This window comes from Cupriavidus sp. CP313 (genome assembly GCF_054072015.1).
In genome coordinates, this window is the sequence record NZ_JBSVZB010000022.1 from 1 (window position 1) to 14797 (window position 14797).

Below are 14797 nucleotides of genomic sequence, written 5' to 3' on the forward strand. Positions count from 1 at the left end.
TCCTGCTTCGTTTTAGTCATAAACACAGTCGTATGCCTACCCGCTATTGTAAGTGGGGGACTGTGTCCGGCGATTCAGGGGGCCGCTCCACCGGCCATGCACTGATGCTTGTGCACTCATTCAGCCAGACGCACGAGTGGTTTGAGGACTACCAGGCGTTCGCTGCGTTGTTTGGTATCAATGCCGAACTCAATCGGGTACATATGGCGAAGCGAGTTGGTGGGGTCACGCTGCACCTCGGCTGGGTCTGCGGTGCCGCCGAGTACCTCACCCGCTAGCGACAAGGCTCCCCCCCTCGCAGCCCATCCATCTAAGAGATACTCAGCAGTCAGGCGACCCACTGAGAGGTCGCCTGTTGGAATCAAATCCGTCTACCTGACGCCCGTTTAGTGGCCCACATGTCCTGCTTGACCTCTTTCCCATTCCGCCTTCACGACTAGCATCTGCAAATACGGTCTACCGAATCGCGGCACCCCGACTTGCATCCCCAGCATCGGTTCAAGGCGGACAGGGGCATGGCATTCGACACCGACCAATGGACGGATGGCCTCAAAAAACTCCCCGGCCTCCGCCACGCCGGCCGCTTCTACAACCGCTACCGGTGCATCAGCCCCGTTGAGGAGGACCTTGAAGTTGCAGTATCCACTCGTGGTCGGAAACCCGCCCGGCGTATGAACCTTCATGACAGACTCTCCACTCTCTTTGAGGCGGGGCGGCCGGCCTTTTGAGCATGGTTGAGGATGAGCTTCTCCGGCAACACAAAGGAGATGCTCAAGTCATCCACCGCAGTTTCAATGTCATTGCTAGGTATGGCGTCAAACCGCGCGAGCGCCGCCAGCACCTCCTTCAATTCCAAAGTAGCAGACGATGCGCTTATGTCTGAAGGATGCTGGAGCATCTCTATGAGCGGCACTACATGGCTCCACGGGCACTCGCCGCGAAGCACCAACGCATTTTCCTGACCTTGTCGACCGAGTGAGACCTGAAAGAGGCTCTCCTCCAGTGACCGCAGGAATCCCCCAACCTTTTCGTCGTACAAGGGCAGTAGGAATCGATGCTGACAGCTTTGTACCTGATGCGTTATTGCGGCGTAGTTTCCACCCCTGCTGCCAGCAAATCCAGTGAAGCGAATCGGCGGTGCTTCGCTAAGCTGAGATAGCGCGTCAAACATCCGACTAGACATATCCCCACAAATGCACCAGCCCGCGTTTGCTAGCAATTGCTGGAGTTGCAGCTTCTCTGCAAGTGCCTCTGTCAGCTCGGTCGGGGCCATGATTCTCGCAGGGATGACGAGCGCGTCACCATGTGCAACGGGTTCTGAAAGCATAATCTTTTGTCCTATTGAGAACGCCAGTGTGGCGCTTCACGTATAGGGACCCGTGATAAATCGGTAGCACCGATGCAGCTGGGTAGTTCGTGGCACTGGAGTCCCCACGAGTAAGGTTTAGCAAGACTATGGTCGATTCTCAGTCAGCATCGCCCCTGTATCGAAAGGGGCAATCGAAGGCAGTTGAAACGCGGCGATGCGCCCCATGTACAATTTCGCTTCTGCCTAATAGGAGCGAGCGATGAGCGGGGGCCAGAGCAAGATTGAGTGGACCGAGCGAACGTGGAACCCCACCGTCGGCTGCACGAAGATTTCGCAGGGGTGCAAGAACTGCTACGCCGAGGTGATGTCACATCGCTTGCAGGCTATGGGAACGCCTGGATACGAAAACGGTTTTAAGCTGACGCTGCTGGAGAGCCGCTTAGAGGAGCCCTTCCGCCGCGCCAAGCCGACAATCTACTTTGTCAACTCCATGTCGGACCTGTTTCACCAGTCCGTGCCTGATAAGTATATTGCCCGGGTGTTTGACGTCATCCGCTCCTGCCCGCAACACACATTTCAAATTCTAACGAAGCGTGCCGAGCGACTCGCCACCTATTGCACCCGCAACGAGATTCCGTTGAACGCCTGGCTAGGCGTCTCCGTGGAGGATAAGCGGCATGGCGTGCCCCGTATTGACCTGCTGCGCAACGTGAATGCGGGAATCCGCTTCCTGTCCATCGAACCTTTGCTCGAAGACCTCGGCAGACTGAATCTCCGTAACATAGATTGGGTAATCGTCGGCGGTGAATCGGGACCCAATGCCCGCCCGATGAAGCGAGCTTGGGTGGAGCGAATCCAGCAGCAGTGCGAGCAACAAGGCTCCCTCTTCTTCTTCAAGCAATGGGGCGGCTGGGGTGCCGACGGCATCCGGCGCTCAAAGAAGGCAAACGGGCGGCTATTGGATGGCAGGACGTGGGACGCAATGCCAGAACCTATAGCCTTGGTCTGACCAAGTCGCCAACGTCAAGTCAGGATGATTTGCGGAGAATATTCGACAATATCAGTCGCACGGTAGACTTTCGACGGTCGACGTACCCTGTCCTCGGAGGAGGACACTATGATTTCCCTAGACCGGTGCAGGCGATTGATGACGGCCTGTAGTCGGGACTCGTCCGCCATTGTGTTTGTGATATTGGTTTCGAACAATTGCTTTACCGTCACCGGGGCCTGAACCGTAGCAAGCTGCCTGGCAAAGTGAGTCGCGAGTTGGTCAATACAAAGCTCTTCACTGGTGGGGCCGAATGCGATAGAACTTTGACCACTATATTCTTCGTCCCTCCTGGCGTTGTAGCCCAGCATGAACAGGCCAGGCTCCAACTCATGCCCAAATTCGCTCGAATGTTCCCAGTGGAGCTGCTTCATCACATCGTGGGCCCGATAACGCTGTGACAGGTGGACCAGCCAGTAACTCCAGGCGTTCGCCTGGAACGGCCGGACAAAGAATAGCGTCATGTAGGGCGCACCGGTTTCCTTCTTGATACCATGCGCGAGGTGACGTTGCAACGTTGTACGCCAATCTTGCTGGGTCTTCATCCATTTCAGTCGGTCCCACGGCACGTAGTCTTCGAGGTTAATGTACCGCAGGGGCTTGCGGTTCACCGCACTGTCGCTCAAGAAGGTTGCCAGCGCGTCGACATTGAACGTGAGGATAATTTCTGCACCGGGAAGCTCGCTCATGAGCCACCTCAGTGTGCTCATCGGAATGGCATGATAGTTGTACTGGTCTAGCAAAAAAATGGCGCGCCCCCCGCCCTTTCTAGCCTTGATTCGCTGGACGATGTCAGGCAATTCCGTGAGGAACGCGGCGCTTCTTACATGGGCGTTCCGGTAGTCTTGATTGGCGACAGCGCCATCTTCACGGCGGCACGATATCCACCACTTCAAGTATTCAACCGTCTGCGGATTCTTATCGATGAAGAAGAACTCCGCATCAATTTCACGGGGGCGGTGACGCCGCCCAACGTTTAACTCCGCACGCGCCTCAAGTACGGAACGCAGCATGATAAGTGGGGTTCCGTCAACGACACCGTTGCCAGTCTCATCAAGATAGGCACCACCACCTGAGAACCCGTCAACCAAGGTCAAGGTGAGTCTTGGAATCGTTGCCGGCGCCATGACCGTCTCGATATAGCGGCGAACATAGCCTCCCACGATTGAATGCTTGACCGCACTATGCTGGTCAAGCACCGGAGGGGGAGTACCGATAACCCATTCGTATTTGTCGCCGTTCTTGGCCATAGTGAGCATTTTGGGGACTGATACTTGCGCCACAGCATAGCAGGTTTAGGCCGTCGTAATGGAAAGGCGAACTTATGTAGAATGCGATAGACGAGACCGAAAGTCGTTCTCGCCCAGATAGGGCCTGGCCATTTTCTAAAGCCAACGATGAGAAACACTCCCGTGATAGTTGACCCAGTGGACGGACTGCCGGTTATGGAGGTAGGCGGCTGGGCGAGAGAAAAGCACGACGCTCTCGCGCGCTATGTCGACGCTTCTCGCGCGGCACGTCGGAAATTCGGCTACTCGTCCTATATCGACCTATTCTCCGGGCCGGGCCGCGTAATTGAACGAGACACGGGGGTCATCCACGATGGCGGTGCTTTGTTGGCCTGGCGAACATCCATCCAGCGAAATGCCGCCTTCAGTGCGATGTACATTGGGGACCTGAACAGTGGCTACGTCGAGGCATGCGCAACACGCCTTCGGTCGCTCGGGGCTACCGTACAAGGCTTCACGGGGCCGGCATCGCGCACGATTGACGAAGTGCTTTCGATATTGCCAAACGGTTTACATCTCGCGTTCGTCGACCCGTTCAATATCGAGCATCTCGATTTCTCGATAATTCGGAAGCTCGCCACACAAAACAACATGGACATCCTGCTTCACTTCAGCGTGATGGATGTCCAGCGCAATATTGGCAAGGAGTTCAATGCAAGTGACTCCAGGCTTGAGGCCGCGGCTCCCGGCTGGCGGGATTCCGTGGCTCTGGATAAACTGCCTGTCCGAAATCGCGTTGCCGCCTTCCTCGACTACTGGGAGCAACTTGTTGTTGACTTGACGAAAATGCGGATTGCAGACGCGAAGCCCATTTTCATCAATCGGAAGCGCGGGCCGCTCTACCGACTGATACACCTGAGTCGGCATGATTTGGCCGAGAGACTTTGGAACGATGTCGGGAGGCCAGAGCGCGGGCAGGGCCGATTATTTTCGGATGCCGACTAGTAGAAGCGTTGCACGCGCCATGAGGCCGCACGTTGAGCAAATTAGCAAGCTGGCTCGTGCGTACGAACGCGATACCCTGCGGCGATGGCCTGCGTCACTGACGGTGACGTTATCAGCTGGACCACTGAGGTGGCAAGCCAGGTGGACTTGCCACCAGCGTAGCCATTCTGGCCCCATTCCAGGAGCGAGGTACCGGTCCAAAGGTGAGGCTTTCCACCCCAGATTACCAAGACCCCTGGGGGAAGCGTGCCAAGTTCACGAGACCAATCGGCACCATCCTTGGCACCGGTCCGCTCCACATGCATTGCCAGGTCGATTTCCGCAATGGTCGTGGAGTCAGGTCGCTTGTTGCCAAGCACCCAGGCACGCTTGAAACTGTTGTAATCGTCCCGACGACACTCACCACAAGGGCGATGTCCGGCAGCCCGTGCCGTTGCATCGTCCAAAAAGAAGAGCTCTGTGTAGCGACCTGGCTGCATGAGGGGCTTTCGGTTTCGGCCCTTATATGACAATAGGCACGTAACCCAAGCCTTGCGTTGCCACGGCCGGACAATGACGCCGTTGGCATCATGCAACGTACCTCGATTACCTAGCCAACCTGCCGAGGGGCAGATGGACTGAATTTCACCGGTCGGTGAGACGCCGTTTGGCAGTGGCATCTGCCCCCCTTACAAGCTTTGGATGGTTCTCAGACGACCGGGCGCCACCGGAAGCCCTTGCTGAGCATGCAGTCGTTTACCGCAGCACCTTGCTCGGTCGGGGCCAATTTATTGAGCCGCACCTGATATCGGCACTCGGCTAGCGCCGTCGCAGATTCCTCTCGGTCGACACCCTGTCGTTGCCATGCATACTGCCGAGGAGGGACGCATCCCGCCAGTAAGGTAGCTACCACGATACGCCAGAGAAATCTTGTGACCCCGTTTGTTTTCATTTTTCTCGCATTGCTAATCAGTCTTGCTCCCCTCTCAAGTCTGGCGAGAATGTTTGACTCCGAGAATCCCCCGTTTGGGGTATTGGAGGCGCAGGCGGTCTAACTCCTTTGTTCTGCTAGCGCGGGTACCCGAATCGGCCGGGGGGATTCGCCAACGTTACAGGACCGCCAGAAGACTACGCCACGCTTGGCTGCGATGTTCTCACGATGGTCGAGACGCACAGCCCGCAGCTGGCCCGTAAGCCTTCCCCTTCGGCACTTCACCCAACACCACACTCCAACCTGTGATAGTTGCGCGTTGACTGTTCAGTACCCACAAACCGGCCGCGCCCCATCTCTTCAGAAAAAATACCCACGCGGCCAGGGTGGCGCGTGGGCGGTAGCAGGGATGCAACTTCAGCCTGTCCTGACCTTATGAAGATTGACGGCAGAATCGGACGGTTCTTAACACAGGTCGACCAGGAACAATTGCGACCGCGCCTTTCTGCCGATGCATGGCGGAAGCCAGGCACACCTCCGACCTGAAGAAGTCCGCTTCATAAAGGGAGAAATTACCTCGCGAAGGGCTCCGTGACTCGAAGGCGGTCGGTGCGTTCCCACGCTATTCTTGGACAGCGTCGTCATCGCTGTTGCCTTGGCCTGAAGGCGAGAGCTCATTAAGTTGTTGGTAGAGGAAATCGTACGCTTCGAACCTTCGCTTCATTTCATACCGCACCCGGACAACAATCTGACTGCCGACCGCCTTAAAGGCATCTTCTCCCGACCGAGTCGCCTTATAACCATTCCACGTTGTCTCGGCGAACCGTAACTCACATAGGGCTTCCAGATACTCTTCCAGCTCAGGGTTTTCGAGGCCGGTTGCCACCAATAATTTCGACACGTCCATTTCACCGTTAGCAGCGAGTTGCGCGAGCGGCAAAAGCGCTGCCGCGGGAATCTCGTCCAGACCGGCGATTCTCAAGGCCAAGTGATATGCCTCCTCCTGCAGCCACGCTTGTCGGTCCAGCTTGCTGTCGCTGTCACACATTACCGCCGCAATCTGCTGCGCTATATCACGCATGCTCTTCTCCGTTAAACGTTGCACGAAGCGTCTGTCGGCAGGCTAAGGACCGGCCTCTCGGTACGAATGCAAAGAGGGACGCGCTCGCCGAGATGCGATTTTACAATGGGTCCGTGCAATACACTTCAAACTGGTCGACGTCGAATCTCGCTGACTTGCGTCGCTCTCGCATCCGCTCACAACGCCGAGAGTCGACTGTTCGCTGAAACCCAAAAATTGGCATGCAATCGGGATTGGCCCTAAAACACTTCGAGTGGCACAGCCATAGAATCGGCTTTCCAAAACCCATGTCTATAGCGCGCCATGCCTCTCGCTGACTTCGAACGCCGCCTGCATTCTCTTTTGGACGCTCACCCGACGGCCTCTCGTCCATTTGTCTGTGAGGGGTCCCCGCTGGACTGTCGCATCGTCATCGCTGGTATCAACAGTGCCTCGGAGTCTCCCGAACCCTTCTGGGACTACTGGCAACCCGGCGCGGGCTTTCATTACAGTCGGTTCATTGAAGACTACCTCGAGGCGAATAACGGGAAGTTCCGCCATACGCGGCGAGCCATTAACGTGGCTTCGGCAGCAGCCGCGCCTTTCAAGTGCCTGGAAACGAACCTGTACGCGACGCCTTCTAAGACCGCGCAGAGTCTACACAAAGAGGCGAAAAGCACCAAGATTTTCGAATTTTTGCTCGATGCCGTTCGTCCCGACGCCATCCTCGTACACAGCGTTCCAGCCTATGAGTTTCTTGCCGAACTGTCTGGCATCTCGACGACCGAGCTGCTACGAGGGCCGGTCCGTGGCAAGCTGTTCGGCAAGGACGTACTTCTTGCAGCGACCCCTCATTTCCGTAGCACATCGCACCGACGGATTGAGGAATTGATGCATCAGTTTGGGCAGCACCTCCTACCGCCTCCGCGCGAAGCTGCCTAATCCGCGTCGACAAAAATGAAAACCGCCGGCAGTGCCGGCGGGATGCGAACCCAAGCTGCCGACTGGCCAGCAAGCCCTCAGTCAATTGCGCAGCAAGTCGACCACAACCGCGACGAATAAACAAAGAACGCGCTCGGATGCCGGACGCATGAAAATCGATGCTGCTCGTATCCATTCGTGCCCGACACGAGCGCTCGCCCCTACTGTGAGGACGCGATGCCTTGGCAGTACACCGATTTTCAACGCGAGAAGCTATATGAGCAGGTTTGGGCAGAGCCTGTCACCCGAGTCGCCAAGTGCTATGCGATTTCCGATGTCGGCCTGCGGAAGATTTGCCGAGCCCTCGACGTGCCAATTCCCCCGGCGGGCTATTGGGCGAAGGTCGCCGCCGGCAAGGCCGTGGAAAGGCCTCGGCTGGAACCGACGGACGGCGCGACCAGCTACCGGCGCTCTCAGTATGTGGACGAAGAATTGGACGCGAGGTATCAGGAGCGCCTCGAACAGGACCTACCCCACCGGGCCAAACCAGCGACCGTTCCATTGCGGACGTCCCTCGACGATTGTCTGCCGCTGGCACGGCGCGTGGCGCAACGCCTGCAGGGCAAAGGCAAAGATACCGAAGCATGGCGCGCTTGCGACGGCCCGGGCCTGATGGCAGCTTCCACATCCAGTGTGAACAGTTTGCGGGCGGTGTTGCTTCTGAATCTTGTACTGGAATCAATGCTGGCCGCCGGCTACGCCTTGTCATCCCACGGCAAGGGGAAGAGTCGCGCATCCGTGTCCATTCTGCAACTCGACCTCTCCTTTCGCATTCGGGAAAGAGCCCGTCGGGAGACGCTTCCACTGTCGCCGGAACAGGAACGGCAAAACGCCGAAGCCGGGTTCAACCTCTACCGGCCACAGTACAAGCAGCATCCAACCGGGGATTTTGACATTGCCGCGACGGAGGTCGATGGCTACCGGGAACTGGCGCGAATCGGCGACAGCGCGGCTAGCCGCGTCGAAACTCGCGTCGCCGCGTTCGTGGAACGCCTACGCGAACTGGCCGTGCGGCACCAGGTAAAGGCCGAACTAGCCGCAGAGCGCCAAGCCCTCGCCGCGGTCCAAGCGGCCGAACTGCGCCGGCAAGCCGAGGTGCGCCAACTGGCACAGGCACGCCTCAAGACGGTCGAGGAATGGTCTGCACAACTGGAGCGCGCCAATCGGCTGCGGGCCCTTGCCGACGTCTTCGAGAGCAAGCACTTGGCGGCATGGGACGGCGCGGTCGACGGCAACTGGATTCGACGTGCGGCGGACTGGTTGGACCCGACCGTGGCTGGAAGGTGGGAGGAAGTCGATGGACCGTTCGATAGCGGTGCCAATCATGTCGATTGACACCGCCGACCTCACTGGCCCCGGCCAACGAGCAACTCGCAGCGAATGGGCTTGTGTGTGCCGGGAAGGTGTGCCAAAATGCCCTCACACGACCACGCTAACCTGTTGAATTTACAGCGATTTAGTGGCACTACGGGAGAATCTCACCGCTTCCGCCAGACAGCAAACGGCCCGCACCAGTCAACCGGTGCGGGCCGTTTTCATTTGGGATCGTCGTGCAGGTCTTGCGTCAGCAGGTGGTACGCGTCGGCCTCTGAAATCTTAAGCCGGTACTTACACGCCAGCACGCGCGCGAGCCCGTGTGCCGCGCCCGGCGGACTGTGCCTGAGCTGCTCGCGATAGGCCTCGACTTCATAACGCAAACGCCAGCGCCGGCTGGCCAGGTAGAGCACGCCCATCAGCCCCCAGCTGCGCCAGAACTGGCGCACATGGACCTTCTCATGCTCGATCAGCGCGTCGCTGGCGCCGGGCCGCAGCAGGATCAGCGGGCCGGGCGTAAAGCCGTCAAACCCGCGCGGGATCAGCCAGCGGGTTTCGACGACCAGGCACAGCGGCGAGCGGCAGTAGCGAAGCATGCGTAAAGCATAGCGCGGATGCCGCCGCCCTGCCCTGGCCTCAGGCGGCCGCGCGCAGCGGCGCCGGTGCGGCTGCCGCAGGCATCATCGCCGCCTGCCCACGTGAACGGCCGGAGCTCAGGTAGCCCGCGATGGATTCCTGCGTGACTTCGCCCAGGTAGCCGCCGTCCGCATCCATCACCGGCAGCCAGCTGGTGTTGTGCTGGTACATGCGCGACAGCACGATGCGCAGGTGCTCGTCGAAGGCCGCAGTGACGGCGAACGGGCGCATCACGTCGCTGCACTGGCCCTGGCCCGAGCGCGCATCGCGGCGCGTGACGTAGCCCAGCGCGACCTGGGCGTCGTCCACCACCGGCAGGTGGCGCACGTCGGCATCGTCCATCACGCCCAGCGCTTCGGCCAGCGGCATGTCGGGGCGGCAACTCGGCGGCATGGTGGCCGCATCGCCGGCGCGCACCAGCAGCAGGCGCTTGAGGGTGTTGTCATGGCCGACGAAGGCCTGCACGAACTCATCGGCCGGATGCGCCAGCAGCGCGTCGGGGTGGTCGAACTGCACCAGCTTGCCGCGGCGGAACACCGCCACCTTGTCGGCCAGCTTGATGGCCTCATCGATGTCGTGCGAGACCATGATCACGGTCTTGCCGAGCTGGCGCTGCATCTGCAGGAATTCATTCTGGATGCTCTCGCGGTTGATCGGGTCGACCGCGCCGAAGGGCTCGTCCATCAGCAGCAGCGGCGCGTCGGCCGCCAGCGCGCGGATCACGCCGATGCGCTGCTGCTGGCCGCCGGAGAGCTCGCGCGGATAGCGCGTCAGCAGCCGGTTGGGGTCGAGCTGCACCATCGCCATCAGCTCGCGTGCGCGCTCGCGGCATTGCTTCTTGTCCCAGCCGAGCAGGCGCGGCACCACCATGATGTTCTCTTCGATGGTCATGTTGGGGAACAGGCCGATCTGCTGGATCACGTAGCCGATCTTGCGGCGCAGGGTCACGCCGTCAAGGCCGCGCGTGTCCTCGCCCTCGATGCGCACCGTGCCCGAGGTCGGCTCGATCAGCCGGTTGATCATCTTCAGCGTGGTGGTCTTGCCGCAGCCCGAGGGGCCAAGGAAAACGCAGATCTCGCCGCGCGGCACCGTCAGCGACACGGCGTCGACCGCGCGCGTTTCGGTGCCGTCTTTCTGCGGGAAGGACTTGGTGAGTTGGTCGAGTTCGATCATAGCCGGATTCCTTTCGGCGTCAGCGCCCGCTGCAGCCACTGCAGGAAGGCGTCCGCCACGATGGCAAGCAGGCTGACCAGGACCGCGCCCACGGCCAGCTTGCTCATGTTGCTCTGGCTGATCGCCTGCAGGATCAGCACCCCAAGGCCACCCGCGCCGATGATGGCGGCAATGGTGGCAACCCCGATATTCATCACCACGGCGGTACGCACCCCGCCAAGGATCACCGGCACCGCCAGCGGCAGGTCCACCAGTCGCATGCGCTGCCAGGTGGTCATGCCGATGCCGCGCCCCGCTTCCTGGATGCCGGGGTCGACATTGGCCAGCGCGGTGTAGGTGTTGCGCATGATCGGCAGCAGCGAGTACAGGAACACCGCCGTCACCGCGGGCACGTAGCCCAGCGCATGGCCGAAGCGCGCAAACACCGGGATCATCAGCCCGAACAGCGCGATCGACGGCAGCGTCAGCACGATCGTGGCCAGCGCCAGCAGCGGCGTGGCCAGCGCCCGGAAGCGCGTGATCACGATGCCCAGCGGCACCCCGATCAGGATCGCCAGCCCCACGGCCGAGCCCACCAGCGCCAGGTGCTCGCCGGTCATTTTCAGCAGCGTGGGCCAGCTGTGCTGCAGGTAAGAGAACAAGTCCATGCGGCCCTCCTCAGATCAGTCCGTGGCTGCGCAGGAAATCCTCCGCGACCTTGTCCACCGGCTGCTGGCCGATGTCCACCTTGTAGTTCATGTCGGTCATGCTCTGGTTGTCGAGCTTGGCCGCCAGCGCATTGAGCAGGCCCGCCAGTTCCGGGTGCTGGTCCAGCACCGGCTTGCGCACCACCGGCACGGCGTTGTACGGCGGGAAGAAGTGCAGGTCGTCTTCCAGCAGCACCAGGTCGAAACCCTTGACGCGGCCGTCGGTGGCATAGACCAGGCCCAGCTCGACCTGGTTGTTCTTGAGTGCGGTGTAGACCAGGCCCGGGTCGAGCTGGATCACGTCGCGGCGCGAGAACGGCAGCTTGTACAGCGCCTTGAGCGGCTCCAGCCCGTCCGGGCGCGCGGCGAATTCCATGTCGACCGCGAACGGATGGCTGGTGTCGGGGCCTGCCTTGCGCATCTGCTCGGCAAAGCCCGACAGCGTGGTCACGCCGCTGGCCGCCGCGCGTTCCTTCGGCATCGCCAACGCATAGGTGTTGTTGATGTTCGAGGCATCGAGCCACACCAGCCCGCGCGCGCCGTCCATCTGCCTGACGCGCTCGTAGCTTTCCCTGGCGCCCAGTTTTTCCTGGACCTTGTTGAACACGATCAGTGCGGTGCCGGTGTAGTCCCACACCACGTCGAGCTGGTTGCTCTCCATCGCCTGGCGCATCAGCGTGCTGCCCAGGCCGGCGGTCAGTTCGGTGGTGAGGCCCTTGGCGCGCAGGTACTTCGAAGTCATCGACGACAGCAGCAGCTGCTCGGTGAAATTCTTGCCGCCCACGCGGATCGGCGTGGCCTCGGCATGCGCTTCAGGCGCAGTGGCCAGCGCTAGGCCCGCCGCGAAAGCGGTGACGGCAGCCACCACCAGGGCGACGCGCCGGGCACGGCGGCGGATGAATTGCATCTGGTTTTCCATTTCGGTCCCCAAGGTCAGCGCGCCAGGCCGCGGCGGCGCAGGTACAGCTGGCCGGCGGCGGCAAAGAGCGCGTCCAGTGCCAGCGCCAGCAGCGCCGTGGCGGCAGCGCCCAGCAGCAGCAGCGGCTGGTTGTTCAGGTAGATGCCCGGGAAGATCAGCTCGCCCAGGCTGTTGGCGCCGATCAGGAACGACAGCGGCACCGTGCCCACGTTGATGACCAGGGCGATGCGGATGCCGGCCAGCATCACCGGCAGTGCGTTGGGCAGTTCCACGCGCACCAGGCGCTGCACCGGGGTCATGCCGATGCCGCGCGCCGCTTCCAGCAGCGTGGGCGACACGGTGCGCAGCCCTTCATAGGTGTTGCGCACGATCGGCAGCAGCGAGGCCAGCCACAGCGCCAGGATGGCGGGCCGCTCGCCGATGCCGAGCACGGCCAGGGCCAGCGCCAGCACCGCCAGCGACGGCACGGTATTGCCCACGTTGAAGACCTGCATCAGGCGGTCGGCCCAGCGGCGCATGCACGGGCGGCTCAGCGCAATGCCGGCCGGGATGCCGGTGGCCAGCGCCAGCGCCATGGACAACACCACCAGGCGCAGGTGGTCGGCCACGTCATAAACCAGGCGCTCCTGGTACTGGCGGATCACATCGATGCCGATCCATGCCACCAGTGCGGCCAGCGCGGCCAGCGTCAGTCCTGCCCAGGCGAAGGCCCGTGCCGATTGCTTTGACATACTCTCCCCTTTTCCGAAACCGAAAAGCGCGCAGCACGCCACTTCCCGGCGATGGAAAACAATATGGGCTGGTGCGTGCGGAGAAGAGGCGCCACCAGGCCCGGTTCAGATTGCATTGCCGCCATGACCGGCACGATTGCCGGCGGACGGTCTGTGGATTCCTCCGCCGTGGGCGGGAAGTCCGATTGACGGGATGCCGGGTTGGATGGCAGTCCCTGAAGCGGCGCAACCGGCGACGCAAGCATGTTGCGATCGGTTGGCCAGTGGCAGCGCAAGTATTGAAGTTTTCCGACGCGCCGCCGGTCCATCGGCCGTTGACTGGCAAGGGCTGGCGAGGTTTTTCCAACCCCGCATCTCGCTTCAACGGATGACAAAGAGACCGCTATTATAGCGATCTTCATCGATCTTGTCATCTTCCCGCTTTCTTCCGGCATTCCTGCGCCGATCTGGCGCGAATTGGCGGCATTGGGACGGCATGCAAGACATGCATTAAGCGCCACACCGCGACCGCCCGCATCGTTCTGAAATCGCAACAACCAGCGCAGCCCATTGTTACGCCAGCAGAACAATCTGTTGCCCGGCGACCCTCTACTCTTTCCCCGCCAAACCACTAAATTGACGAGGTAGCTGAAACGACGGGAACCCGGTCTGGCCATTGCCGCGCGGGCCCCGCCCACAGGAGAAAGACATGGACACCCTTACTACCACCCTCGCCACCGTTCCCGCCGCCGCCGCGGAAACCGTGCAACGCTCGCGCGCCGTGGACCGCGTGGTGCGGGGCATCGCCACCTCGGACGGCGCCGGCGTCAAGCTGACCCGCGTGCTGACGCAGAACCTGCAGCGCCGGCTGGACCCGTTCCTGATGCTCGATGCCTTCGGCACCGACAGCAAGGACGACTACATCGGCGGCTTCCCCGATCACCCGCACCGCGGCTTCGAGACCATCACCTACATGCTGGCCGGGCGCATGCGCCATCGCGACAGCGCCGGCAACGAGGGCCTGCTGCAGAACGGCGGCGCGCAGTGGATGGTGGCGGGCGCCGGCGTGGTCCACTCGGAAATGCCCGAGCAGGAAGACGGCCGCATGGAAGGCTTCCAGCTGTGGCTGAACCTGCCGGCCGCGGACAAGATGACCGCGCCGTGGTACCGCGACCTGCCCGCCGCCGCGATCCCGACGGTGGCGCTGGAGAACGGCGGCGCGGTGCGCGTGCTAGCGGGCGCCACGCACGGCGTGGCCGGCGCGATCACGCGCCCGGTGACCGAGCCGGTCTACCTGGACGTGCACCTGCCGGCCGGCCAGACCTTTGCGCAGGCGCTGCCGGCCGGGCACAACGCGTTTGTCTACGTGTACCGGGGCGAGGTCTCGATCGGCAGCGGCGACGACCGCGCCGTGGTCGAGGCCCAGCGCATGGGCGTGCTGGACAACGCCGGCCAGTCTGACGGCGTCATCGTCAGGGCCGAGGCCGACGCGCGCTTCCTGCTGATCGCGGGGCAGCCGCTGAACGAGCCGATCGCGCAGTACGGGCCGTTCGTGATGAACACGCAGGAGCAGATCTACCAGACGCTGGCAGACTTCCGCGACGGGCGCTTCGCCACCAGCGCCGCCACCATCGACGCCTGAGCCCTGCCTGCGAGCGGCCGCCCTGGCCGCCCGCTGCTGCCGCTCCAGTCCAGCCGCTGGCCCCGCAAGGGCCGGCGGCTTTTTTTCGTGCTGTGGTCGGCACGCGACTTGCAACCACCCCCAAACCGTTGCAGGGACTGGAATGACGCCGGAATCGGCCCGCCCGGCTCCCTGT

General features: G+C 61.5%; 15 protein-coding genes. 6 read left to right on the forward strand and 9 right to left on the reverse strand.

The window, feature by feature from the left end:
- The coding region (locus ACW4E8_RS26170) for a DUF6946 family protein (protein WP_456807180.1) at positions 1-278 on the forward strand (278 nt) is incomplete at its 5' end.
- Positions 279-386: 108 nt separating this feature from the next.
- Here the strand turns inward: ACW4E8_RS26170 and ACW4E8_RS26175 are convergent.
- Together ACW4E8_RS26175 and ACW4E8_RS26180 are read right to left on the reverse strand one after the other, a co-directional pair.
- Entirely contained in the window at positions 387-683 is a 297-nt protein-coding gene (locus ACW4E8_RS26175) for a hypothetical protein (RefSeq protein ID WP_456807181.1), read from the reverse strand.
- On the reverse strand, positions 680-1327 hold the full coding sequence (locus tag ACW4E8_RS26180; protein ID WP_456807182.1) for a hypothetical protein: 648 nt from the start codon (positions 1325-1327) through the stop codon (positions 680-682). Before ACW4E8_RS26180 ends, ACW4E8_RS26175 begins: the two co-directional genes overlap by 4 nt.
- A gap of 241 nt (positions 1328-1568) precedes the next feature.
- Between ACW4E8_RS26180 and ACW4E8_RS26185 the strand changes: the two genes are divergently transcribed.
- The gene (locus tag ACW4E8_RS26185; RefSeq protein ID WP_456807183.1) at positions 1569-2318 is read left to right on the forward strand and encodes a DUF5131 family protein; all 750 of its coding nucleotides are present in this window, start codon (positions 1569-1571) and stop codon (positions 2316-2318) included.
- Between the two features lie 14 nt (positions 2319-2332).
- Here ACW4E8_RS26185 and ACW4E8_RS26190 read toward each other — a convergent pair whose 3' ends face one another.
- Positions 2333-3616 carry a three-Cys-motif partner protein TcmP gene (locus tag ACW4E8_RS26190; RefSeq protein ID WP_456807184.1) on the reverse strand — a complete coding sequence of 428 codons (1284 nt, stop codon included), beginning with the start codon at positions 3614-3616 and terminating at the stop codon, positions 2333-2335.
- Positions 3617-3769: 153 nt separating this feature from the next.
- Between ACW4E8_RS26190 and tcmP the strand changes: the two genes are divergently transcribed.
- Positions 3770-4591, forward strand: a complete 822-nt coding sequence (tcmP, locus tag ACW4E8_RS26195) for a three-Cys-motif partner protein TcmP (protein WP_456807185.1) — start codon at positions 3770-3772, stop codon at positions 4589-4591.
- A gap of 1532 nt (positions 4592-6123) precedes the next feature.
- Here the strand turns inward: tcmP and ACW4E8_RS26200 are convergent.
- Positions 6124-6582, reverse strand: a complete 459-nt coding sequence (locus ACW4E8_RS26200) for a hypothetical protein (protein WP_456807186.1) — start codon at positions 6580-6582, stop codon at positions 6124-6126.
- A gap of 303 nt (positions 6583-6885) precedes the next feature.
- Here ACW4E8_RS26200 and ACW4E8_RS26205 point away from each other — a divergent pair, with 303 nt between their 5' ends.
- Positions 6886-7503: a hypothetical protein gene (locus tag ACW4E8_RS26205; protein WP_456807187.1), complete on the forward strand. Its 618-nt coding sequence runs from the start codon at positions 6886-6888 to the stop codon at positions 7501-7503.
- A 216-nt stretch (positions 7504-7719) separates the two neighbouring features.
- On the forward strand, positions 7720-8877 hold the full coding sequence (locus ACW4E8_RS26210) for a hypothetical protein (RefSeq protein WP_456807188.1): 1158 nt from the start codon (positions 7720-7722) through the stop codon (positions 8875-8877).
- 200 nt (positions 8878-9077) lie between these two features.
- Here the strand turns inward: ACW4E8_RS26210 and ACW4E8_RS26215 are convergent, their stop codons facing one another.
- From ACW4E8_RS26215 to ACW4E8_RS26235, 5 genes are read right to left on the reverse strand one after another with little or no spacing between them, the layout of a single operon-like run.
- A complete protein-coding gene (locus ACW4E8_RS26215) occupies positions 9078-9452 on the reverse strand; it encodes a hypothetical protein (RefSeq protein WP_456807189.1) in 375 nt (124 codons plus the stop codon).
- A 40-nt stretch (positions 9453-9492) separates the two neighbouring features.
- A complete protein-coding gene (locus tag ACW4E8_RS26220) occupies positions 9493-10665 on the reverse strand; it encodes an osmoprotectant ABC transporter ATP-binding protein OsmV (RefSeq protein WP_456807190.1) in 1173 nt (390 codons plus the stop codon).
- Positions 10662-11312, reverse strand: a complete 651-nt coding sequence (locus ACW4E8_RS26225; RefSeq protein ID WP_018312364.1) for an ABC transporter permease — start codon at positions 11310-11312, stop codon at positions 10662-10664. Before ACW4E8_RS26225 ends, ACW4E8_RS26220 begins: the two co-directional genes overlap by 4 nt.
- A 10-nt stretch (positions 11313-11322) precedes the next feature.
- Positions 11323-12258 (reverse strand): glycine betaine ABC transporter substrate-binding protein, encoded by a 936-nt coding sequence (locus tag ACW4E8_RS26230; RefSeq protein WP_456807191.1) that lies wholly within the window; start codon positions 12256-12258, stop codon positions 11323-11325.
- A 26-nt stretch (positions 12259-12284) separates the two neighbouring features.
- The gene (locus ACW4E8_RS26235) at positions 12285-13001 is read right to left on the reverse strand and encodes an ABC transporter permease (protein WP_456807192.1); all 717 of its coding nucleotides are present in this window, start codon (positions 12999-13001) and stop codon (positions 12285-12287) included.
- 688 nt (positions 13002-13689) lie between these two features.
- Here ACW4E8_RS26235 and ACW4E8_RS26240 point away from each other — a divergent pair.
- Positions 13690-14622, forward strand: coding sequence for a pirin family protein (locus tag ACW4E8_RS26240; protein ID WP_456807193.1), 933 nt, complete (start codon positions 13690-13692; stop codon positions 14620-14622).
- Positions 14623-14797: the final 175 nt, after the last annotated feature.

What these genes read in the sequence shown, in the direction of transcription:
- ACW4E8_RS26205 (WP_456807187.1), top strand. Translation starts at nt 6,886, where the DNA reads ATGCCTCTCGCTGACTTCGAACGCCGCCTGCATTCTCTTTTGGACGCT.
- ACW4E8_RS26230 (WP_456807191.1), bottom strand. Translation starts at nt 12,258, where the DNA reads ATGCAATTCATCCGCCGCCGTGCCCGGCGCGTCGCCCTGGTGGTGGCT.
- ACW4E8_RS26240 (WP_456807193.1), top strand. Translation starts at nt 13,690, where the DNA reads ATGGACACCCTTACTACCACCCTCGCCACCGTTCCCGCCGCCGCCGCG.
- ACW4E8_RS26180 (WP_456807182.1), bottom strand. Translation starts at nt 1,327, where the DNA reads ATGCTTTCAGAACCCGTTGCACATGGTGACGCGCTCGTCATCCCTGCG.
- ACW4E8_RS26200 (WP_456807186.1), bottom strand. Translation starts at nt 6,582, where the DNA reads ATGCGTGATATAGCGCAGCAGATTGCGGCGGTAATGTGTGACAGCGAC.
- ACW4E8_RS26210 (WP_456807188.1), top strand. Translation starts at nt 7,720, where the DNA reads ATGCCTTGGCAGTACACCGATTTTCAACGCGAGAAGCTATATGAGCAG.
- ACW4E8_RS26215 (WP_456807189.1), bottom strand. Translation starts at nt 9,452, where the DNA reads ATGCTTCGCTACTGCCGCTCGCCGCTGTGCCTGGTCGTCGAAACCCGC.
- ACW4E8_RS26175 (WP_456807181.1), bottom strand. Translation starts at nt 683, where the DNA reads ATGAAGGTTCATACGCCGGGCGGGTTTCCGACCACGAGTGGATACTGC.
- ACW4E8_RS26225 (WP_018312364.1), bottom strand. Translation starts at nt 11,312, where the DNA reads ATGGACTTGTTCTCTTACCTGCAGCACAGCTGGCCCACGCTGCTGAAA.
- ACW4E8_RS26190 (WP_456807184.1), bottom strand. Translation starts at nt 3,616, where the DNA reads ATGCTCACTATGGCCAAGAACGGCGACAAATACGAATGGGTTATCGGT.
- ACW4E8_RS26235 (WP_456807192.1), bottom strand. Translation starts at nt 13,001, where the DNA reads ATGTCAAAGCAATCGGCACGGGCCTTCGCCTGGGCAGGACTGACGCTG.
- ACW4E8_RS26185 (WP_456807183.1), top strand. Translation starts at nt 1,569, where the DNA reads ATGAGCGGGGGCCAGAGCAAGATTGAGTGGACCGAGCGAACGTGGAAC.
- ACW4E8_RS26220 (WP_456807190.1), bottom strand. Translation starts at nt 10,665, where the DNA reads ATGATCGAACTCGACCAACTCACCAAGTCCTTCCCGCAGAAAGACGGC.